Origin of the sequence: Tractidigestivibacter scatoligenes (assembly GCF_001494635.1) — a bacterium.
GTDB lineage: Bacteria > Actinomycetota > Coriobacteriia > Coriobacteriales > Atopobiaceae > Tractidigestivibacter > Tractidigestivibacter scatoligenes.
This window is the reverse complement of sequence record NZ_LOJF01000001.1, coordinates 771,007-792,387: the sequence shown is the minus strand read 5'-3', so window position 1 is coordinate 792,387 and position 21,381 is coordinate 771,007. Positions and strand designations below refer to the sequence as shown.

The following is a 21,381-nucleotide window of genomic DNA, read 5'->3' as shown; positions in this document are numbered from 1 at the left end:
CGCGCTGCGAATCGGGGACTACCGGTTCGATGAGTAGTGCCCCCCGACAGAACGAGCTTGCTACTGGCCGACCATAGTGCGCACTTGGTTGGCCAGTAGCAATAGCTGTCTCTACCGCCTAAATCACGGAAGTACGATGCCCGGCCACAGGAGATTCGATACAGCTTGCCAACAAAATGGCGACAGCCTAGGCAGCCTGTGACATAGTTGTAGTTTACAAACGGGTTCGGTCTGATGAGTCTCGAAATCTTGACGGCCTGTGTAGATGTGTGGACTGTGCGAGCAGATGGAGGGTGAGGCGCATGCGATTTAGGGATGATAGTAAGCCGCGCTCCCGGTACACCAAGTGCCCGCTTACCGAGGTCGTCTGTCAGCTGCGGTTTCCGGTGATTCTCAGCATTGACAAAGACCTTCCCGTAAGTTTCCAAGAGCTTATTCGAAGGCAATATCCTGAATACACGACCAATATCGAGCGACAGCAACAGCTTGATTTCGTTGCAACGCCAGCCGGTGTTATTACGCAGCCCCCAATTCAGCAGGAAAACATGAACCATTGTTTTACCAGCGAGGATGGAAACTGGCAGATTAACCTTACCAGCTCCTTTTTGGCTCTCTCGACCAGGGCATACGATAGGTGGGAAGCTTTTCGGGACAGACTTTGGCTTCCAGTCGAGGCGCTCAGGCAGTGCTATAGCCCTGCCTACTACACGCGAGTGGGCCTTCGTTATGTAGACGCCTATGACCGTCAGAAACTTGGATTGCAGGGAATTCCCTGGAAGGACTTGCTCAATTCTAAGATTCTGGGCATGGCTGCTGCAGTGGATGATGAGAGAGACATACAGAACATCAGCCAATATACCGAAATCAAACTCGACCAGCATGACGCAACAATGCGCGTCATCACGAACTTCGGTGCGACAGCGGATAATCCTGCCCAAATCACGCCTGACACTTTTATCGTGGACACTGATACCTATTCTCTGAGTCGCTTTCCAGTTGGTAAAGAAGGAATTCAGGGCTGTCTCGACTTCATGCACGCCAATTCTACGGACTATGGTCGATGGATGGTGAAGCAGAAGTTATTTGAGGCCATGGAACCGGAGACAATCACTGAGGAGGATGCATCATGACCAGCTCATTGTCCGTAGCGGAGTATCCCAGGCATGGAGCCTATTCGGCATCCGTCCTTGATAATAATGTCACGTCCAACGGCATGCGCAATGCTGTTACCATGATGCCTCAGCTTGTGACTACTGCTGGCATGGGCTCCTCATACTATCAGCCTGCCCTGCCTCGGAACCTCGATATATTCTCTGAGGTCGAACGGGGCCTCGGTGATTCCTCGATCAAAGATGACCAGCGACTGCTTGCTCGGAAGCTTGCTGCGTCGCTGAAGACGAGCCTTCTGAACAACTACCGCCAGATGCACATGGATTTGCCTTACTCGGAGCTTCATCTGAGCGTGCTGGATGACTCTGCCGTTCTTATTGAGTGGACCTATCTCAATCTGAGGGCAGGCTTTTCAATTGAGCGAAACGTTGATGACTCTTCATATTACGTTCTTGTCCGCGACATGGAAAACGGCGTGAGTACCATTGTGCCTGAGTACGGACCGCTTAATGGGAAGAACGTCGATGCTGTAGCAGCTAAGGTAGTTGCGCGCATCTCGGAGAAGCTTTGATGGCCGCTAGATGTCCGGAGTCTACGAACACATCAGATTATCCAGACAGCGTATATCGTGGTTTTACACAACAGGCGATTCAGGCGGATGGAACCGTGGGTGGCAACGCCTTCGATTTCAAAGAGTTTGAGAATCGTGGGATAGAGGAATGTTCAATCAACTGGAGTGATGACGAGGGAGCCTTGCTCCAGATCGCATCCCAGGAAAAGGACGATGGAAGAAAACAATTCAAGTATGGCGCCTGCCGCATTCCTAGGGCTGAGCTTGACCATAGCAGGGGATTTGCAGCTGCGATGGCCTGCGGTCTCGATTATGAAAGACGTCCGGTGGAAGGTAATCCCTACCACGGGAACCTCCTTTGCAAAACCGGTCTGACTTCAGCAAGCAAAAGAGCCCTATGTGGCATGCTTGCCATGCTTTTCGATGAAGTCTATACACGCGAAGACCTCGATCGACTGTGTGGCTGATTTGAGCTTGCAATAAAGACGGCTCCCAGAAGGACTTTGTGACGGTCCCTTAGCCTAAAGGCATCAGGTTGAGGGGCCGTCCTCGTTTGTCGGCCCCGCGTACAGGAAGGCTGGCCGGCATGGCGGGTGATACGAATGGCGCGGAAGAGGCGCGCTCGGCGCAGGGCGCGCAGGCAGCGGACAACGCGCAGGAGAAGCAGCAGGCGGAAGTGAGCGGCGGTTCCGGCGGCGGCGGTGCTGGCGGCACCGACTACGAGTGGGCCATCGGCGAGCGGGACGCGCGGATCGCGGAGCTGGGAGCGCATCGCCGGGCTGACCGAGGAGGAGGCATGACTCATGGCGAACTCGATCGCATACAGGAAGAACTATACCGACATCCTGGACCGCGTGTACCAGAGGGCCGCGTGCTTGACAGTGCTCAACTCGCCGCACTCGATGGCCCGCGCGGGCCGCAACGCGAAGGAGATCATGATTCCGAAGTTCTCCGTCTCGGGCCTGGGAGACTACAAGCGTAACGTGGGATACAAGACGGGTTCCATCACCTTCGACTACGAGACGAAGTCCTTCGACTACGACCGCGGCATCAAGCTCCTCGCCGACATGATGGACGTGGGGGAGACGGGTATCCTGAACTGCTTCGTGCAGGCGGGCGCCGGCGGCGTAGCGACACGGACCGCCCACGGATATCGATCGCGAAATCCGGCTTCGACCACTAAACGCGTAACGTGAGAAGAGCTGTCCGAGAAATCACCTGGCAAAAATGAACTTCTCGCTCACTGAAATACGACATATATATGAGTCGCTACAGTCGCAAGTTTCTCGAGCCGTGAGAGATGCGTGATGTCCGCGCACTGCCGCCTTTATCTGCTGCTTTATGCACTTCTCTACATCCTCGGCACAGGCACGCCGAAGTCGCAGGGGTCATTGGTCCCGACCATCTGGGCCCAGCGGGCGGACAGCAGCTGCGCATACAGCTCGGGCCACAGACCGTACGGGCCGAGCGAGTAGCCGTCGTTCACCTCCACGAGCAGCGTCCTGCCGTCCGAGGTGACACCGAAGTCAGCGGCGTACCCGGCCGGTGCGCTGTCATACGCGGCAATTGCCTGCTCAATGGCCGCCCTGCTCGGCGCTTTCGACCAGTCTCCGCGGTAGTGGCGCACGTCGAGAATCTCCCCGTACTTCACGAAGCACCGGTACTCCGAGACGAAGTCGACCACCTCGCTGCAGATGACGGGAAAGTCCTCCCCGTAGCAGCCCTTGCCGACGAGGTCCTTCGAGCTAGCGACTACGCACCCGGTGAACCGCTTGCCCTCGACGGGCTTCACGAACAGGGGCCACGTGCCCACCTCGGTGTTCACGTGGTCAATTGTTGTCTTCCAGAGCCTCCTGCCCAGAAACGGACGCAGCTCCTCGGGATAGTTGATCTCACTCGCGTCGACGCCGAGGGCACGGAGCCTGGCTCGGACAACGCCCAGACCGCCCACGACCACGTCCTCGCGCTCGCAGACATTCAGGTCGTCGACGGTTTCGAACAGGACCGTCTCTATCCCCATGTTCTTGAACCCGAGCCAGGCGGTGTACTGGCTCGTGCCTCGAGGCATCCCGTTCCTGCTCTGTATGTATGCCTTCATCGCCTTGCGCCTCTCGCATCATTGGACCATAAATGGTATCAATCCGCCAGCGGCGATTGTCGCACGCTCATCGCCACTGTGACGTTCGACGCCCCCGAAAGGAGTCCCCATGCCCGCCTCGCAGCATCCCTCCCCCGCCCTTCGCGACTGCGTCTACGGCCAGGCCGTAGGCGACGCGCTCGGCGTGCCGTACGAGTTCCGCGCCCGCGGCACGTTCGAGTGCACGGGCATGGTGGGGCACGGCTCGCACAGCCAGCCCGCCGGCACCTGGAGCGACGACACCTCCATGGCGCTCGCGACCTGCGACAGCATCCGCGCCACGGGCCGCGCGGGCGAGTGCGACAACAGCAACGGGTCCCTCATGCGCATCCTCCCGCTCGCGTTCGCCGGCGCGACGGACGACGAGGTGCGCGCCGTCTCCGCCATCACGCACGCGCACGCCACCTCCTGCGAGGCGTGCGTTCGCATGGTGCGCGTGGCCCGCGGGCTCATCGCCGGCGAGGGGCCGCGCGGCGTCGCGGGCGACTTTGTGGGTGTGCCCGCGAGCCAGATCCGCTCCGGCGGCTTTGTGCCGGACACCGAGCGCGCCGCCCTGTGGTGCCTCGCCAACACCTCGTGCTACGCCGAGTGCGTGCTCGCGGCGGTGAACCTGGGGAACGACACGGACACCACCGCCGCGGTGGCGGGTCGTGGGCGTGCCGGGCGTCGTGTACGGCATGGACTCGATTCCCGCCGCGTGGCTCGATGCGCTCCAGGGGAAGGGCGTTATCGAGGAGTGTTTGTTCTAGAAGCCAACGAGGAGGACCGCCGCTCCCTTCTTACTGCTCGCCGCCGTACTTCTTGAGCTCCTCGCGCACGATCTCCTCCATGGTCTGCTTGGTAATCGTCTGGTCGATCTGCTCAGCCGCAACCGAACGGTCGGCAAAGGTGTCGAAGATCCGCTGTTTGTCCGCAAGTATCTTCATGATTCTCTCGTCGATGGTGTTCGCACAAAGCAGCCGGTGAACAAACACCTTCCTCGTCTGCCCCATACGATAAGCACGGGAGATAGCCTGGTTCTCTATCGAAGGCTTGAACTGCGGCTCGCAGAGGATGACCACGCTAGCCGCCTGAATGTTAAGGCCCGTTCCCCCAGCCTGTATCTGGGCGACCAGGACCGTCCCAGCAGGCTCGTCCTCAAATCGGTCCACCATCCGTTGCCGTTCCTGCGGTCTAATGCTGCCGTTGATGGGCCCAATGCAGTGATCTGGCCCAAGGAACTTGGCAACGTCGGTAAGCGTCTGCCTGAAGTACGAGAAGATCAGCACCTTACGACCGTCATCTTTTGCCAGTTCCACAATTTCCTTAAGACGTCGCGCTTTCCCCGATTTAGAGAGGTCGCCCACATTCCACGAGACTCTCCGCGCGGACATGAAGCTCTGCCGGAGCGCTTCCACATATGCGGGAATCTCGTCTGCGGATAGTTCGCACCATTCCTCGTTTTCGGTAAGTTCGGGCAGCTCGTCCAACACGTCCTCACGCTTGCGTCGATAGTAGACCGGCGCAATGGCATTGCGATAGGAATCGCCAAACGGCCTCCCCACCAGAGGTGCCGCCTCTTCGGCAACCTCAGGCTGCAACATGCTGATGAGCCACACCATCTCCTGAGCTTTGTTCTCGAGAGCCGTTCCTGTCATGAACAGGACGTAGTCAGAGATGTCCACGAACCGCATGAGGTTTTTGGTTCTCTTTGCCTCGGGATTCTTGGCGTAGTGGGCCTCATCGACAACAAGGAAGTCAATGTCTATTAAATCTGTCTTGAGGCGGGCTAGGGTCTCGTAGGTCGTGACCGCCACCTTCTGGTAGCCCCTCTGCCACAGCCGGTACTGGTCCTCCCAGTCCCGCCCATAAATCTTTACGGGCGAAAGGTCGCTCTTGGCCGCAATCTCACGGCACCAGTTTTCAAGGACGCTCAGCGGGCAAACGACCATAAACTTTCGGTAGCCTATCGCGTGTAAGGCGACCATAACGGCGAGAGCCTGAATCGTCTTGCCCAATCCCATCTCATCGCCCAGCAGAACGCGCTTCTGAGCAAGGGCGAACTTCACGCCCCACACCTGGTACGGCCTGAGCGTGACCTTGATGCCAACGCTGGAGAACTCGACCGCGGAGGCCTTCTCGGCAAGCTCATCAGAAAGGCCATAGGCACCGTTATCCCCGCCCATGGCATCGGGAACGAGCTCCTCGAGGGTGGAGACAAAGCCGACGGGGTCATGCGAGAAATCCTCGCGTGCCTGCTCGACGTCTACCGAACCGACTTCGAGGGCAAAGTGCACCGCATCCCAGAGAGGCTCCGTCTCCGGCCCACCGAGATAGTCCGCCAACTCTTTCCCAGCGTCAATGTGGTCTTGCCTGTCCTCCGGAGTCATGACGACCCACACCAGGTCGGGCTTTAGCTCCTCTACCTTGTTCCTGAGCTGAGCAATCTTGTTGATGATCGGCCCCGCAGCCCCAATACGCTTCTGTGCGCTGGACATCGCACGATACGTTGCCACCGCTGCGAGAAGGCCATCCATAGCGGGGCTCGTGTCATCAAGGCTGAGCTGAACCCTGGCGCTCTTTTGCTGGTACTCCGCATAGTCCCGTGCCATCTGCTTGGCCTCGTAGGCAACGCCGCGACCCATTCCCGGGATGTTCTCGAGCACGTATCCGGACACGTTAAGCACGGAGCCAACCGTGGTATAGCCAGCCTCCTTCAGGCCCCTGAGCTGGAACTGGCGCGACCCTTGGTTGATAACTTCAATCGGAGCATTTGCGACTGAGTCTTTTGCCTTCTCACGCTTGTATGCGTCAACCGCCGCATCGACGGGTTGCGGATCGGGCTCTACTGCCTTTGCCTTCTTGACCTCCCCGAGAATCGAGTCGACGTCCTCTACTGCCTTTGCGGCGTACAGCCCCATCCTCTCGGTAAGGCCGCCTACGCTGCTTTCATCGGCTATGGCCTCCGGTGCAGCCTCTCTGAGAACGGAGACAATCTCCCGAGAAGACCCGAGCATATCTTGCTCGGCAGCGTCCCAATCCAACCGCTCGGCCTTCGCCGCGTCATCACATGCCGACCGCAAGGCCGCAGCATCATCGCTGTTAAGGAAACGGGCAAGGTCGTTGCTTGCCGTGAGGGCATCCTCCTTCTCATCATCGCTGAGAAGGAGCCATGGCAGGCCCTGCTTCACCTTTGCGGCCCGCGCTCGTAGAGTCGCGAGGGTATCATCGGCAACCGACTTGGCGGGAAGTCCTTCAGCAACTCTCATTCTGAGCCGATACTTGTCCGCGGCAATAATGAGTTGCCTCATAGACGAAGTCGCGTTGATGGACTTTGGCCCAATCTTGAGCAGCTCTCTGGTGGAATCTCGCAGCTGAGCGGGCTTATAGAGCTTGGATAGTTCCTCGTAAGCCTTAGATGTCGTTCCCTTGGTTATCCCGTCAGTCCAGGAGTCGAGATAGGCGTCGACGGCATAGCAAACCTCCTGTATGTCTGGCGCAATCGCTCGGGTACCCTTCACCTTTTCGAGCAGCTCATCCGTTTGACTCACAAGGCTCTCCGCATGTGATGCCTGAGAATCGCTCAGACCTGCGATGCCCGACTCGTCTTCCAGGAGCCGGGGTGCAATCTGCTGCAGAACCTCGGAAAACTCCTGTGGCCGGGCTGCCAAATCCTGTTGTGCCCGCTTCCAGTCAAACCGATTCAGGCCTTGGCAGTCGCTGGATAGCCGGCCAAGCAGTACTCCTGCATCGCTCTCGAGTCGTCGCTGAATCTTCTCGCAGGACTCGTAGAGATGCTTCCTCGTCCTTGTGGGGAATACCCACCAGCCAGCTCGCATGCCCGAAGCGGTCTCATCGACCAAGTTTGATAGGTTCTCCGTAAACGGAGCAATAGAGTTGGAGGAAGCAGCAATGTCCTTTACTCGCAGATAGCGGTCAACCTTCACAAGCATATCCTGTACCAGCGGTTGCGAAATATCTGGAGTCAGATGAAGCCGGATGCTATCAGTAACGAGCTCGTTGAGCCCATCCCTGCCGTAGCGACGCAACCCCTCGCGCAAAGACTCTGACGGACCGCTTGTAATAAAGACGCTCGCCGTCTTGTTGCGGTACTCATCGACGGCACTTGTCACGGTAGCCAAATCGGCCTCGGGACCAGTTACCGTTCGAAGATCATCAAGCCAGCCCTTTGCTCGGGCGACAATTTGCTGCGCTTCTTGGTGTGTGAGAGCCACGTCCGCTTCCAATCAGTCGGTAGGGCTTCAACGGTACCATCTCCGACGGGCTCAGACGAGGCTCAAAGAACACTACGCTCCCAGCTAAATGGGGGAATCTCGATGACAAGCCGTTGCAAAACGGCAGCTCTCGAAAACGAGAACTGTATCCCAGCTCTGGAAGACTGAGCAGCGGATTGCGGTGCCTGCTTGCGGGCGGTACCTGAGGGGACCCGATGCGTCGGGTCCCCTTTTGCGTGGGGCAGCGGCGGTCGGCTTCAACCGAGGATCAGTCGGCGTCGCCTTCCGCCCTGTCCACCTGCACCATCTTGATGACCAACTCATCCTGGCTCACGCCGAGAAGGTCGAAGACCTTCCTCAACAGTTCGACCTTGAGCCACGTGCTGTTGCTCGATTTGACGAAAAGCCCGTCGCTCACCTTCGAGAAGCCCTGTCTCTCCTCGTGCTCGAAGGCGCTCCCGGGAAACGAGCTCTCCTCGGATATCGTATAGAGCCGGCCGAGGTCAAGGTCGCAAAGCGAGCGCAGGACGCCGACCTCCATCTCTTTCCAGGTCTTGACGGGAGTGTCGTCCCCCATGAACGAGTAGGAGACTATGTCCCTGCCCGTGAACTCCGCGTCATCGCCGAGCGTCGCCTCGTCGGGGACCTCAAGGGTTGGCTGGTATGAGCTGGAGATGGGCGGCCAGAGCTCGACGAACCTGTCCTGGAGCACGCTCTGCCGGCTCTCCAGCTCCCCCTCGCCCCACGCCTCCTGCTCCCCAACCCACCTGTTCATCCTGAAGACGCTGTCGGAGAAGCCGTTCTCCATGTCGCGCTTGGTCGCGAAGTCCCTGTTGCTGTACTCGGAGTTGTACGCGGTGAGCGTCAGGTTCGCGATGCGGTCCTTCCACTCATCGTGAACCTCCTCGCACCTGTCCCCCAGCGACTTCCTCCAAGAGGCGTTGAGCGTCTGGGGCATGATGTGCTCGACCGAGAACCTACCCTCCCTGAGCCCGCCGACGACGTCGACCCGCTCCTTGCTGTCGCCGTTCTCCAGACGGTCGTAGAGGTAGAGCTTCCTGTTGCCTATGCGGTAGAAGTCGCGCGTTGCCAGAGAGGCGCGGAACTCCGAATCCGAGGGGAACCTCCCGGTCCCCGACTTGTGGAGCAGCGAGTACCTCATGGCCTCGGGGTACGTGGCACCGTCCGCCACACCGCGCATCGCGTCTCCGTGCAGCGTCTCGAACACCTTGTTGAGCGAGTTCGCCGGAATCCCGCAGGACCACCTCCTGAACAGGTACGACTCCACCGCCTCCAGGCACTCGACCGCCTGGCCCTCGCTAATCCCGCCGCTGTCGATGGATGCCAGGAGGTTCAGGACGAACGGGATGATGACGCCCATCTGCAGCAGGCCGAGCCTGTAGAGCACGCCGTCGAGCTCGCTCCGGTCCCGGTCCGGGCTCACGCACCTCCCGTAGCGCTCGGAGAAGCCCCTCAGGTCACCGAGCATGGCGAGGGTGTCGAGCCTCCCGGACTGCGCCGACGAATAAGTCCTGCGCGCGTAGTCGACGTATGACTGGTAGACGCGCCCCACCGCGGGGGTCTTCCCCATCTTTGCCGCGAGGTAGTAGCGGACGAAGTCGCTCACCTGTCCCAGCGTGTTCCTCTCGATCGGGATCCAGTGCTCCTCGTAGCACCTCTCCTGCTCCCTCTCGTCGAGGTCCATGAGGATGAAGTTCCTGATCTTGTCCGCCTCGGTCAGGTCGAGGCCGGTCGAGTTGAGGCTCTCGAAGACCCTCTGCGCGTCGTCGTGCTCGTCGAGCTTCACGTCGACTACCTTCAGGCGCTTGACCGCGTCGAAGAGCTGGTCGCCCGTGATGGGCATGTCGGCAATGCGCTTGAGGAAGTACCTGTAGTTGCGGGTCACGTTCGACCCCTCAACCAGGTTCACGCCGCCCGCGACGACGGCGCTGAAAGCCCCCATGTCCCCCTTCACGAGCTTGAGGCGGAGCTTCTGCTCGTCGGGGTGATAGGTGTCGACCAGGAACTGTCCCTCGATGTAGTCCGCTTTGCTGGCCTCCACTGAGGTGACGTCGCTCTCGGGCGAGCGGAGCTGCGCGACGAGCGCGGCCAGGAGGATGAACACCGTGGTGATGCGCTGCTGCCCGTCGATCACCACGCGGGTGTCGCCCTCTCGTTTCGAGACGATGCTCCCAAAGAAGTGCTCCCCCATGCCGGTGGTCGCCACGCTCTGGAGGTCATCGAAGAGCCTCTCGCACTGCTCAATCTTCCAGTCGTAGTTGCGCTGGTAAACGGGTATGACGAATCGAGTCTGCTTGCCCTCGATGATGTATGTGAGGTACTCGTCCTCGCCGCGCATATAGCCTCCGTTGGATATCATCGGCAAATTATCCATCAGCCAATAAAACGACTCAGAGCAAACTATCAACAACCCAGAGATAGATATGAGGATAGGCCAATTCCCTTTGTATTAGCGATAATGTCAAACGCTAAATTGCTCTGTTGAATTCGTAGCAGCTCTCCGTCCCCCGAAAGGAGTCCCCCATGCCCGCCTCGCAGCATCCCTCCCCCGCCCTTCGCGACTGCGTCTACGGCCAGGCGGTTGGCGACGCGCTCGGCGTGCCGTACGAGTTCCGAGCCCGCGGCACGTTCGAGTGCACGGGCATGGTGCGGCACGGCTCGCACAATCAGCCCGCCGGCACGTGGAGCGACGACACCTCCATGGCGCTCGCGACCTGCGACAGCATCCGCGCCACGGGCCGCGTCGACGTGCGCGACATGCGGGAGCGCTTCGCCCGCTGGTACCGCGAGGGCGCGTACACCGTGAGCGGCCTTTTCGACATCGGCGGCACCACCGCTGACGCGCTCTCATCCGGGCGCGGTCGCGCGGGCGAGCGCGACAACGGCAACGGGTCCCTCATGCGCATCCTCCCGCTCGCGTTCGCCGGCGCGACGGGCGACGAGGCTCGCGCCGTCTCCGCCATCACGCACGCGCACCGCACCTCCTGCGAGGCGTGCGTTCGCATGCTGCGCGTGGCCCGCAGGCTCATCGCCGGCGAGGGGCCGCGCGACGTCGCGGGCAGCCTCGTGGGCGTGCCCGCGAGCCAGATCCGCTCCGGCGGCTTTGTGCTGGACACCGAGCGCGCCGCCCTGTGGTGCCTTGCCAACACCTCGAGCTACGCCGAGTGCGTGCTCGCGGCGGTGAACCTGGGGGACGACACGGACACCACCGCCGCGGTGGCGGGAGGGCTCGCGGGCATCGTGTACGGCATGGGCTCGATTCCCGCCGCGTGGCTCGAAGCGCTACGGGGGAAGGACGTCATCGAGGGGTGTCTGTTCTAGGAGGGCACATGGGGGCGGCGCCACCGCACGCCATTCCCTGTCGCGCCGCGAGGACATCGCCCTTCAAAATGCCATAGACCAGGTGCTCGATCCCAGCGTCTCCACCAGGCCGTGCGCCCTGATGGCCTCGTCGAGGATTGGCGACAGTACGTAGGCGGCATAACTCTGGTGGCATCTCGGTCTCCAATAAAAATGAATGGCCCCGGAAGAAATCCGAAGCCATTCAAAGAGGAGCCCTGCTCAATCCAAAAACAGAGGAATCCCTTTGTCAAGATTTGCTCTGGCATAATTCCCCTGCAGTTCGTCTTATTCCGTCTCTTTCTTGATAGGCAGCATCACCAGCCAGTTAATGATGACAACTACGAATGCAATGGTAAACGCCAGGTGCAAGCCATTCTCGATGCCATATGCACTCATGAGCAGGCCGTAGACACAAGTTGCCGTTGCCGAGCCCAAGTTCTGGCCCATGGAAATGATGCCGATTCCCGTAGCACGATGCTTTGCCGCCAGGATGATCTGAGGGCCAACCGTATACAGTGATCCGGCCATAGCGGTGTAGAGACCACCAATGGAGAACACGACTATGGGCACCCAGATGGGCATAGACGGTGTCAGGAAAAACGCAAAGAAGCCGATGACCAGCAGGCGCACGATGCCGCCAAAGTTAACGGGCATCTTTACGCTCTGGTGCTTCCCAATCCAGCCGCCCACGAACGCACCAAGAATAAACCCAGGGATGGAGTGAAGCAATGTTGCCAAACCCGCTTCCGTAGCAGTCCCGTTCATCGCATACATCATATATGCAGGCAGGAAGAGATAGCAGGAGAGGATAGCGAAGTTGTTGGTAAAGTTGCCGAGGAAGAAGCAGAGAACGTTACGGTCTTTGAGCACTCCGACGGGAAGGATGCTCTCGTCACCCTTCTTCTTGATTGCGAACGCAAGGGCTATGCAGCCAACAATTGCAATGACGAGGAACGCCCAGCTTAGCGGCGTGCCAAAGGGAACCAAGCTACGCCCAAGGGCGACAAATGGAATGAACCCGCCCATGGTGACAACTAGCGAGATAAGACCGATAGCATCAAACGGGGAATTGGTTGCGTAATCACGCGCACGCTCCGGATACGTAATGTTAGAGAGAACAGCAACGACAGCAGGCACTGCAGCTGCGACTGCCATGATGACGTACATCCAACGCCATCCAAACCCATCGACGATAGCTCCGCCGAAGGTTGGGACCACGATGTTCGAGCCGAGCATGACGGTGTTCATCAGTCCCATGTAGACGCCAGCCTGCTTCGCATCGTACAGTTCGCGAATAATCGTAAAGCCGCACACATACACGGCAGGGAAGCACATGCGAGCGAGCATCATGCCCACAACGATCATGGCGTAGTTCTGAGCAACGGCCATAATCACTCCGCCGATAATGGTCATTACCCACTCACCGACGAACAGCTTGACCTTAATCGTCGGGTTCCTTGCCATCAAAAAGCCAGAGAGGGGCATCATGACAATGGTCACAATCGAGCTGAGCGGCATGGCAACAGAGTAGTAGTCCAGTGCCCCAAACTCTTCGGCTGCCTTAGGCAAAAGAACTGAATCGGTTCCCGAGAAAACCATCGACGTCACGGCGCTGAGATACATTGCCCCAAGCAGCAGACGTCTCTTCGAGTTTGGCAGCTCCGACAGCAGGGGCGCATCTTCCCGGCTGCTCTCTTTCTTAGAAGAAGATGAGCTTGCTTCTACTTCTTTCATGTCTCTCCTCACCTCTGCTTCCTAGAAGTCCACGTGCTCCTGCTTTTCCGGCGGGTAGTAGAAGACCGCGCGGCAAAGGTCGCAGCCGTTGCACACGTTCTCAGGCGACTCGAAATAGACGTACTCGGGCTGCTTGCCATCGGTGAGAAAACGAATCGCCTCCGCATACATCGCCTGCTGGCATTTCTGGCAAAGGTTCTCGTTCATTTCAACTAAGCCGCAGCTCTTAAGCAGGCAGGTGCAGATATTGCCGTACAAGCGGCCAATGCCAGAATCGGCCTCAAATTTCGACCCGTCCCAGCTTGCGTGATACTCTCGCTCGCGAACAAGGGCTTGCTTTCCATCAACTTCTTTATAGAACTCTCGCTTGAGGTTCTCGCGGCTCTGCTCGTTCTTGTTCAAGAACGCAACCGCTTCCTCCATGGTCAGGTCGGTGGGATATGGACCGCTTTCTTTCTCTCGAATTTTACGGTTCACGTGAAAACAGGTCGCCCCGATTGCATCCCACAGGATGTCTTGAGACTTCTCGTCAAGCTGGGGAATAACGTCAAGGATTGCCTTGAGAAAGGCGGGCAGTGAGGTGAGGTACATATCGAGAGTTCGGTTGCCAGTAGACTCAATCTCGATCATGTTGGGCTCTTCAGCCATAACTCCTCCTTAGCCGAACAACATGCTCTTCCCTTGTCTGCAGACGCTCACATCATCCTGGAAAGAGGCCGGAAGAGAAATGTTGAAAAAGATGAGTTTTCAAACCGCAAATTATTAACGATTCACAATTCGATTTTTCCAATATGGCGAAGATACACGAGCGATATCAGGTCCATACGAAGTGCAAATCTGACATTTTCGTCTTTCAAATCGCATGAGAGGCACTCTTCGATTTTGGCAATTCTGTTTTTCACGGTGTTGATATGTATGTCAAGCCGAAGAGCGGTTTGAGTTAAGCTCTCCGAACAGTGCAGATAGAAGTACAGGGTAGCGAGAAGCTTCTTATCATGGAGAAGGTCGCCAAAAACTTCCTTTGCGGCTATTAACTGGAACTCAATCGGGGTGTTGACGATATTGATGTGAGTTCTCCAGTCTGAGTAAAAGCGCAGCACTGATTTATTGTCAAACACCAATGACGTGCGGAGGGTTTCCAACGCCGTCGAGTAGCTGTGCTCGAGGGAACTGGGGCTCGTCGAATATGCCCCCACCGAAACATATAGCTGTCGCCCATCAAACTTTTTCTCTAGCTTTATTACTGCTTCGGTAATGGCATCCTCAATTTGCTTCCTGGTCGAGTTCGACGCAAACGGGACAATGGCCACCAAGTCGTGCTCTTCTGTAAACACAAACGGGGCATGGGGAAATAGGCGTCCCTCTCGAATCTCACTTTTCAAGGCGGAATACATCTTTGAGTTCAGGGGGTCCGTCTCCGGATTGGCATTGCTTTCGGAAAAGTTGAACAAGATGCACTCGAAGCGCTCAATATCGTTGCGGTCAAGGGATTTAGAGAGTTGTTCGCAAGCCATCCTATCGCCATGACAGGTTCTCTTGAACGGTTCAGCCAAGAGCTCGGTGGATGAACGCTGAAGCACGGAAAGCAAGCTGAACTGTTCGAAAAAGCAACTCGCACTGACCTTTTCGGGCATCTTCAATAGAGCAATGCCGTTCTGCTCTGCCGTTGAGAGCAGCCCGGGATGGTTGTCCTTAATGTGCCAGGCATCTCTGGCTGATTGGAAGACGCAGATACAGCGAGGCCCTTTTGCATTCAGGTAATCTTGAATCGAGCCCCCGTAAAAGTTCCCTTCGGTTGCAAACAGCAATACCATTTCGTCGTCTTGAGGACGATGCTCGAAAGGCGGGCATGCCGTATTGAGCGCGCAGGATGAATAGTTGCGATCAAGCGCCGCTCTTAGAGCCAAGACATCCGCTCCAGCTAGATTCAACTCGTTCAGTACCATCTCGAGATTAGGCATAAATCGCATCTTTCACGCAGGAAACGTCAACATGCTGCAGATAGCGGTGAGGTAGCATGGGCCATCACATGATTACCTAAAAGCATGGTCCTAGATTATACGCATGCTGCTCTTTGTGCTGACGGTGAACGCCACAAAGGGAATAGCGTATGCAGCAATAACGCGCTGAATCCGGCCTGCTCTCACGTTGAGATACAGTGCCGGATTCAGCGCGTTATCTGAAGCAGCCCTTTGAGAGCGGGCCTACTCGTCCTCAACCGTAATGGGAGATTGGGCAAGTTCACCCGAGCAGCCGCAGCAAGCAGACTTGCTCATCTCTGAATAAAACGCTGCCACCGTCTGGCCCAGTTCGCTTTCGCTAAGATTGGCCTGCCTACAGACTTCCATTGCCTCAGAAAGGGCATTCACGGCCTCGCCTCTGTGTCCACGTTCAAACTGAATGACGCCAAGGTCGAAAAGACAGGCGATGAGCGGTTCGGCTTGCTCATACTGCCGAGCGATACTCATCGCACGATTCAGATATTCAATCGCAGAATCGTAGTCGCCTATCAAGCGCGACTCATGACCAATGCCCACACAGGCGTCATAGAGAATGGGGGCGTCATCATCAGTGTTAGATTGCAGTTCACACAGCTCTCCCAGGAGATCTCTTGCTTTCTCATGATCTCCCATGGCACTGTACGCACGAGCCAAGTTGGTCTTGATGCTCAGCGCCTCGCCACTCTTGGCTCCATGGGTTGATGCAAAGTATGTCTCGGCGCTTAATAGATGCTCAACTGCCTCGAGTTGCATCCCTCGCTTCATGCAGCAAACGCCGAGCTCGTTTTCAATGGTGGCATGCAGCTCTGGATCGTTTGACGTCTCGTTCATCATTGCGTTGAACAATTCTTCGGCTGCGTCCCAGTCTTCGTTGTTGTAAATTGCGTCAACTTGGCGGTAGAACTCATTGATATCCACTGTCGTCCTCCACTTCATGGCTAGTTGATGATGCATTTCACACCGTGAGCTTCAATGATGTCGGCCAAGTGGTGCATCTGGGCATCGCTCGGAGGCTGAACGTTGGGAAGCTGATAGGTTGACCCCAGCCTCTCATGCTTGGTAACACCAAGCTTGTGATATGGAAGGATGTTCATCGTGGGAAAATGGCATTCCGCAGCAAAGCTCGCTATTCCATCAATATTCTCATCGGAATCAGTGAATCCAGGAATTATCGGGGTCCTGAGCACCATGCGTTCAGGACAACGCTCGCCAATCAACCGCAGGTTCTTGAGAATGATGTCGTTGCTGACCCCTGTGATCCGCTTGTGCTCCACTGGATCGATTATTTTGCAGTCGGTGTAGTAATAATCGATGTAGGGCATCACTCTTTCCAGATTTTTCGTTGGTACACAAAGCTCCGACTCGAGAGCAACGTTATAGGCCTTCTCGTGGCAACGACAAAGCAGCTCCTCTAGGAAATCGGGATGCAGGAGCGGATCGCCCCCAGATACCGTCACGCCTCCCTTGTTCCTGTAGACGACGGCATCTCGGTCAATCTTCTTCATTACGTCATCGACGGTCATCAGTTCCCCTGCGATTGACAGGGCTTCCTGGAAGCAGGCGCTGAGGCACTCGTGTGTTGTGCACTTATCACATTTGGACCTATCGTGGTGAACGTAACCAACTCTCTTAATCTCATCGGGGTCCGTTATCGCGCTAACAGCCCCATACGGGCACGCCCTGGCGCAACACATGCATCCGATGCACTTCATCTTGGTATATAGGAGCTGAGGGTTGCCCTTCTGGGATTCGGGATTTGCGCACCACGGGCACCGTAGGGTGCAACCTTTGAAGAAGACGTTTGTCCGGATACCAGGGCCATCATGCGTCGAGAAGCTCTGGATATCAAATATCATCGCTTTGAGTTTGCCGTCTTCGTTCTTCATCGTCGTTTTCCTTCCAGAATGGGCATCCGTAAAGCAACGCACCTGGGCGGACCCCCTGCCCAGGTGCGCGGGGGCAGAATATGGATCTACTGCTTCCCCCAAACCTCCTCGCGCGTAGGCTGCTTAACGATGTTCACAAAGAAGCACGCAAGCAGGTAGAAGATCGTTGCCAGCCAGATTGCTACAAAGTAGCTGCCCGTTGCGTCGCGCAGTGCACCTGCAATATAAGGCCCAAGTCCAGCTCCGCCAGCCATGCCGATGAGGGAAATGAGACCCCAGCTCTGCGGCATCTCCTTGCGGCCCATAACAACTCCGACCACACCAGCAACGGAGGGGATGTACATGCCGTAGAAGAAGCCGAAAATCAGAGCGTACACGACAAACGCCCAAACAGAGCTTCCGCCATTGGCAGTGAGACGCACGCCGTAGTTCAGCCAAAGCGCCATCGCCGCGCATCCAATATAGGATACGGTCAGAACGCGCTTGCGCGCCTTGAGTGGATCGCCAAGCCTCTTGGTCAGCTTGTCAGTGAAGCCGCCGATACCAATGGCGCTGAAGATGAACACCAGGCCAATCAGGCAGTAGATGTAAGTCGCCGTCATTTTGTTGTAGCCAAGGTCCATCGTGGTGTACTTGATGGCATGGGAAAAGACGATGAACTCGGCGAAATTGGAGCAGAACCAGAGAATGGAGAGGATCCAAAACGCCTTATGCCTGACCGCCCACTTAAAGGGAACGTAGAACTCATCAGCCTTCTTGGTGCCTGAAGAATTAGCCTGGCGAGCCATGAACTCGTCGTAACCCAGCGGCTTCTGGCCAACGTCTTCGGGCTTCATGATGGTGAACTGCGAAGCTATCCCAATTCCGACAATCAGGATGATTGCAAAGACCCTCATCATCATTTGCCAGGACTGGCCGGCAATGAGATTCATCGACACAATGGGGCCCAAGCACATTGCAGCGCCTGCCGCAGCGGTGGTGAGTCCCATCGCGATGCCAAGCTTGTCAATGAACCACTGGCGCACCATCGAGGTGACGGGCGCCCAAAATGCGCCAGAGCCAATACCGGCAATCACACCGTAGAACAACCAGTACTGCCAAGGCTCGGTAGCAAAGCTGCAAAGGAACAGGCCAACTGCCATAATGCAGCCATGAAGCAGATAGGTCTTGCGCGGGCCAAGTTTGCCGATATACGTTCCCGTGACGAAGGCAAATATGCCGTAGAAGACCATGAAGAGCGAAGAGCCAAGAGACACAACCCCCGTAGACCAGCCAGTGCTCTCGCACATGCCATGGATGAGAGTTGCAAAAGAACCGCGCACCATCATGTGACACAAAACAATGACGACGGCGGCAACGGTAACACTCCAACCCGAGAACTTCACTTTGCTCTCGGAGACGGGATTGGTGTTTGCTTCCATCTCGATTTCCCCTAGATGTAGGATGGGAGACGCGCTCATTCGATCACGGCGACGTTTCTCCCGTTGATTGATGAGAGCATGCATAAAGGTGGCGCCCGGTTAGCCGTCAAACCATACCGGGCGCCACGCCCAAGAGACTCTTAGAGAGCGTCGTATTCCGTACGAGCAATGACCTCGTCCTGAATGGGCTTGCCAAGCTCGTTCCAGTAAGCGGAGAAGCCTGCGACTCGAACCATGAGGTCGCGATAGTTCTGAGGCTTATCCTGGGCATCGCGGAGCATCTTGGAGTCCACGATGTTGAACTGGACGTGATAGCCGCCCATGTTGAAGTAGCTGCGGATGAAGTCGACGAAGTTCTTCGAACCCTCCTCGCCCCTAATGGCAGAGGGGTGGAACTTCATGTTAAGCTGCACCGAAGCAAACGTGGTGGGATCGAGCTTAACGCCAGAACGGATGAGAGCGATCGGGCCGTTAACGTCAGTGCCGGGCGAAGCGGAGAGGATGCCGTCGCAGAGGGTGACGCCAGCGAGACGTCCGTCAGGAGTTGCCCCGGTCACGCGGCCATGAGGGCCATGCGCGGAGATGGACAGCGCTGCGGTAATCCAGCGATAGCCATTGTAGGTAGTCTCGGAACCCGTGACCCTGTCGTAGTCCTGCCACACCTTGACGAAGATATCGTCGACGAAGTCGTCGTCGTTGCCGAACTTGGGGCAGTTCAGGATGTCGCGGTGAATCTGCGCATACTTCATGTGCTTCTCAGGATCAATCTCCTGGTTAAGCATCGAGAAGTTGCCCTTCTCAGCACCGAGCACAAAGCCGAAGTTGTTATCCATGGCCTCTTTGAACTCGGCGTAGGTGTACTTGTGATCCTCCCAGATGAGCTTCTTCATGGCAGCAAGGCCGTTGACCACGTTGACGGTACCGGAATCCAGGAGCGTCACGGAGCCGTTATAGCGGCAGCCAAGGTTGTCGACAGGTCGGCCGTTCTCGACGCAGTCATGCATGAAGATGGAGCCCATAATCTTGGGGTGAATGTCGCGCTGGCAGGCGACGACCTCGTTCCAGTAGCGCATGTAGACGCGCATGAAGTGCTCGCGGATCTTTACGAAGTTGTTCCAGACATCCTCGTAAGACTCGACTGGCTTGATGCCGTCCATAACCTTGATGCCGGTGCGAGGATCGACGCCCTCGTGCAGGGCAAGCTCGATTGTCTTCCCCTCGTTGTAGAACGCCGGGTGTGCGATTGGGTGACCAGTGCCGGCAAGGCCGTTCTCGACGCAACCAGAGAGGGCGCAGTTGCGGGCATCCTCCATGGTGATTCCCTCGTCAGCGTAGCACCAGAGGTTGTGCTCGACCATCATGTCGTAGTTGAACCATGCAGGATAGCCGTTTCCTGCCTTGGTGCACTCTGCGGCCTTGAGGGCAAGGTGATCGCTGGTCTTGTTGGACAGCAGCATCGACAGCGTCGGCTGCGGGGTGGGCATGTTGATGCCCGCCTGAAGGATAAGGTCTTCCAGCTCGTTGTCTGTGCACTGACCGGTCTTGGGATCAAGGCCACCAACTGCAAGGTTCATGAACGAGTTGGAGGATGCCATTGCCGCCCACAGCGAAGGGGTGATGTACTCCTCGGTCGAGAACTTGATGCGGAGCATCTCCATGACCTCGAGTGCCTGCTCCTTGGTAATGACTCCGTCAGCGAGGTCCTTCTCGTAGTAGGGCTCGAGGAGCTTACCCCAACGGCCAGGAGAGACTCCGAGGGCAAGGGAGTCGGAGATGATCAGAATCTGGGCAGTCCACAGTGCCTGAACGGCCTCCATAAAGTTGCGGGGAGGCTCAGCCGGGACGCGCTCGAGACGCTCAGCCATCTGGAGCAGCTCGGTCTTCCTTGGCTCCGGGGTGATTTCGGCAAGACGACGGGCTTCCTTGGCATAGTTGTTTGCCCAAGCAATCGCGCCCTCGCATGCATAAATGCAGCCCTGCCAGAAGAACACCTTGTCAGCAACGTCCTTTGTCGTAACGACAGTCTTGGCAATGTTCTTCTTGCACTCGTCGATGACCTTGTTGAGACCGCCGAGAACAACGTCGTATGCCGGAATCCAGCGGCCGTCACAGCCAGCATGCAGTCCTGATCCAGGGAACAGGCCGACCTTCTTGGCGTTAATGTAATCCTGGTACATGGGGAAAGACGTCTTCATCCACTCGTCAGAGACGTTCTCCACGCAGCGGGTCTTCCAATACTCGAGAACCTCGAGCATCGGCTTGACCTCCTCCTCGCGAATGGAGAAAAGCTGACCAACGGGAGTCCAGCCCTCCTCGTCAACCGTGTGGGCCTCGTCCTTGCCCTCAACGGAGAAGAGCTTTGCCTCATCCTTTTGGTCCTCAGCCTGAGTGAGGAACGAAATCATGAAGTCAGTGGCGAACTGAGGAACTTGGGTAGCCCCTCGGTCATAGCGAGTCTTGGACATGGTGATGAGCTCGTCCGGGCGAATAACCGGCGTGAGGTGCTCAAGCATGTACTTGTACGAAAGACCCCTGCGAACGTAGAGGGGCTTGCCCTCGTACATGCGCCAAGCCTTGGTGTAGGCGATAGGAGCCTCCATGTCCATCTTGCACTTTGCGTTCATGAAGCGCTCCTTCATGCGCTTGGTGCGATCGGTCGACGGAACCCCCTTCACCTCCTTGTCAACGAATCCCTCGCCGTCCTGAGTGCCACTGTTGGCAGGCCACGTTGCGGTCTTGCCGGTCTGAAGCATCTCTAGAACCAAAGACTCCTGCATGACTCCTCCTTCAACGCTTGCCATTCTTTCCAAGGCAATGTGCCTCGGCTTCGACACTTACTGGTATAGGAGAAGTTGTCAGTGATTTAAATCGTATTTTCATCCATATTTTGATAGCAATTCCAAAAAGGATGCAGTACTTAAGTTCTATAAGTTAACTCTTATAGG

16 protein-coding genes are annotated in these 21,381 nt (G+C 57.1%); 6 read left to right on the top strand and 10 right to left on the bottom strand.

Annotated elements, in window-relative coordinates:
• Nucleotides 1-302 precede the first annotated feature (302 nt).
• The 4 genes from AUL39_RS03505 to AUL39_RS03490 all read left to right on the top strand — a co-directional run bounded on the left by AUL39_RS03505 (nt 303) and on the right by AUL39_RS03490 (nt 2,877).
• A complete protein-coding gene (locus tag AUL39_RS03505; protein ID WP_059053647.1) occupies nt 303-1,130 on the top strand; it encodes a TIGR04255 family protein in 828 nt (275 codons plus the stop codon).
• Complete coding sequence (locus AUL39_RS03500) at nt 1,127-1,681, top strand: hypothetical protein (protein WP_059053645.1); 555 nt, start codon at nt 1,127-1,129, stop codon at nt 1,679-1,681. The genes AUL39_RS03505 and AUL39_RS03500 overlap by 4 nt, the downstream gene beginning before the upstream one ends.
• Nucleotides 1,681-2,148, top strand: a complete 468-nt coding sequence (locus AUL39_RS03495) for a hypothetical protein (protein WP_059053643.1) — start codon at nt 1,681-1,683, stop codon at nt 2,146-2,148. The genes AUL39_RS03500 and AUL39_RS03495 overlap by 1 nt, the downstream gene beginning before the upstream one ends.
• A gap of 336 nt (nt 2,149-2,484) precedes the next feature.
• Nucleotides 2,485-2,877, top strand: coding sequence for a hypothetical protein (locus AUL39_RS03490; protein ID WP_235810741.1), 393 nt, complete (start codon nt 2,485-2,487; stop codon nt 2,875-2,877).
• 155 nt (nt 2,878-3,032) lie between these two features.
• On the opposite strand, the gene AUL39_RS03485 is transcribed toward AUL39_RS03490, so the two are convergent.
• On the bottom strand, nt 3,033-3,779 hold the full coding sequence (locus AUL39_RS03485; protein WP_059053642.1) for an ATP-grasp domain-containing protein: 747 nt from the start codon (nt 3,777-3,779) through the stop codon (nt 3,033-3,035).
• 109 nt (nt 3,780-3,888) lie between these two features.
• On the opposite strand from AUL39_RS03485, the gene AUL39_RS03480 reads away from it, so the two are divergent.
• Nucleotides 3,889-4,623: an ADP-ribosylglycohydrolase family protein gene (locus tag AUL39_RS03480; RefSeq protein WP_235810740.1), complete on the top strand. Its 735-nt coding sequence runs from the start codon at nt 3,889-3,891 to the stop codon at nt 4,621-4,623.
• On the opposite strand, the gene AUL39_RS03475 is transcribed toward AUL39_RS03480, so the two are convergent.
• Nucleotides 4,598-8,032 (bottom strand): DEAD/DEAH box helicase, encoded by a 3,435-nt coding sequence (locus AUL39_RS03475; protein WP_059053640.1) that lies wholly within the window; start codon nt 8,030-8,032, stop codon nt 4,598-4,600. The two genes, AUL39_RS03480 and AUL39_RS03475, sit on opposite strands and share 26 nt — an antisense overlap.
• Nucleotides 8,033-8,300: 268 nt before the next feature.
• Complete coding sequence (locus AUL39_RS03470) at nt 8,301-10,412, bottom strand: DUF262 domain-containing protein (RefSeq protein ID WP_235810739.1); 2,112 nt, start codon at nt 10,410-10,412, stop codon at nt 8,301-8,303.
• A gap of 164 nt (nt 10,413-10,576) precedes the next feature.
• On the opposite strand from AUL39_RS03470, the gene AUL39_RS03465 reads away from it, so the two are divergent.
• Nucleotides 10,577-11,374 (top strand): ADP-ribosylglycohydrolase family protein, encoded by a 798-nt coding sequence (locus AUL39_RS03465; RefSeq protein ID WP_059053635.1) that lies wholly within the window; start codon nt 10,577-10,579, stop codon nt 11,372-11,374.
• Between the two features lie 306 nt (nt 11,375-11,680).
• On the opposite strand, the gene AUL39_RS03460 is transcribed toward AUL39_RS03465, so the two are convergent.
• From AUL39_RS03460 to AUL39_RS03430, 7 genes are all read right to left on the bottom strand, one after another.
• Nucleotides 11,681-13,129, bottom strand: coding sequence for an MFS transporter (locus tag AUL39_RS03460; protein ID WP_082667205.1), 1,449 nt, complete (start codon nt 13,127-13,129; stop codon nt 11,681-11,683).
• Nucleotides 13,130-13,150: 21 nt separating this feature from the next.
• Nucleotides 13,151-13,777 carry a hypothetical protein gene (locus tag AUL39_RS03455; protein WP_059053630.1) on the bottom strand — a complete coding sequence of 209 codons (627 nt, stop codon included), beginning with the start codon at nt 13,775-13,777 and terminating at the stop codon, nt 13,151-13,153.
• Nucleotides 13,778-13,899: 122 nt separating this feature from the next.
• Nucleotides 13,900-15,090 carry a PucR family transcriptional regulator gene (locus AUL39_RS03450; RefSeq protein ID WP_059053628.1) on the bottom strand — a complete coding sequence of 397 codons (1,191 nt, stop codon included), beginning with the start codon at nt 15,088-15,090 and terminating at the stop codon, nt 13,900-13,902.
• A gap of 243 nt (nt 15,091-15,333) precedes the next feature.
• Nucleotides 15,334-16,047 (bottom strand): tetratricopeptide repeat protein, encoded by a 714-nt coding sequence (locus AUL39_RS03445; RefSeq protein ID WP_059053625.1) that lies wholly within the window; start codon nt 16,045-16,047, stop codon nt 15,334-15,336.
• Nucleotides 16,048-16,067: 20 nt separating this feature from the next.
• Nucleotides 16,068-17,015, bottom strand: a complete 948-nt coding sequence (locus tag AUL39_RS03440) for an indoleacetate decarboxylase activase (protein ID WP_059053623.1) — start codon at nt 17,013-17,015, stop codon at nt 16,068-16,070.
• 86 nt (nt 17,016-17,101) lie between these two features.
• Complete coding sequence (locus AUL39_RS03435) at nt 17,102-18,436, bottom strand: MFS transporter (RefSeq protein WP_059053621.1); 1,335 nt, start codon at nt 18,434-18,436, stop codon at nt 17,102-17,104.
• Between the two features lie 140 nt (nt 18,437-18,576).
• Nucleotides 18,577-21,237 (bottom strand): indoleacetate decarboxylase, encoded by a 2,661-nt coding sequence (locus tag AUL39_RS03430; protein WP_235810738.1) that lies wholly within the window; start codon nt 21,235-21,237, stop codon nt 18,577-18,579.
• Nucleotides 21,238-21,381 lie beyond the last annotated feature (144 nt).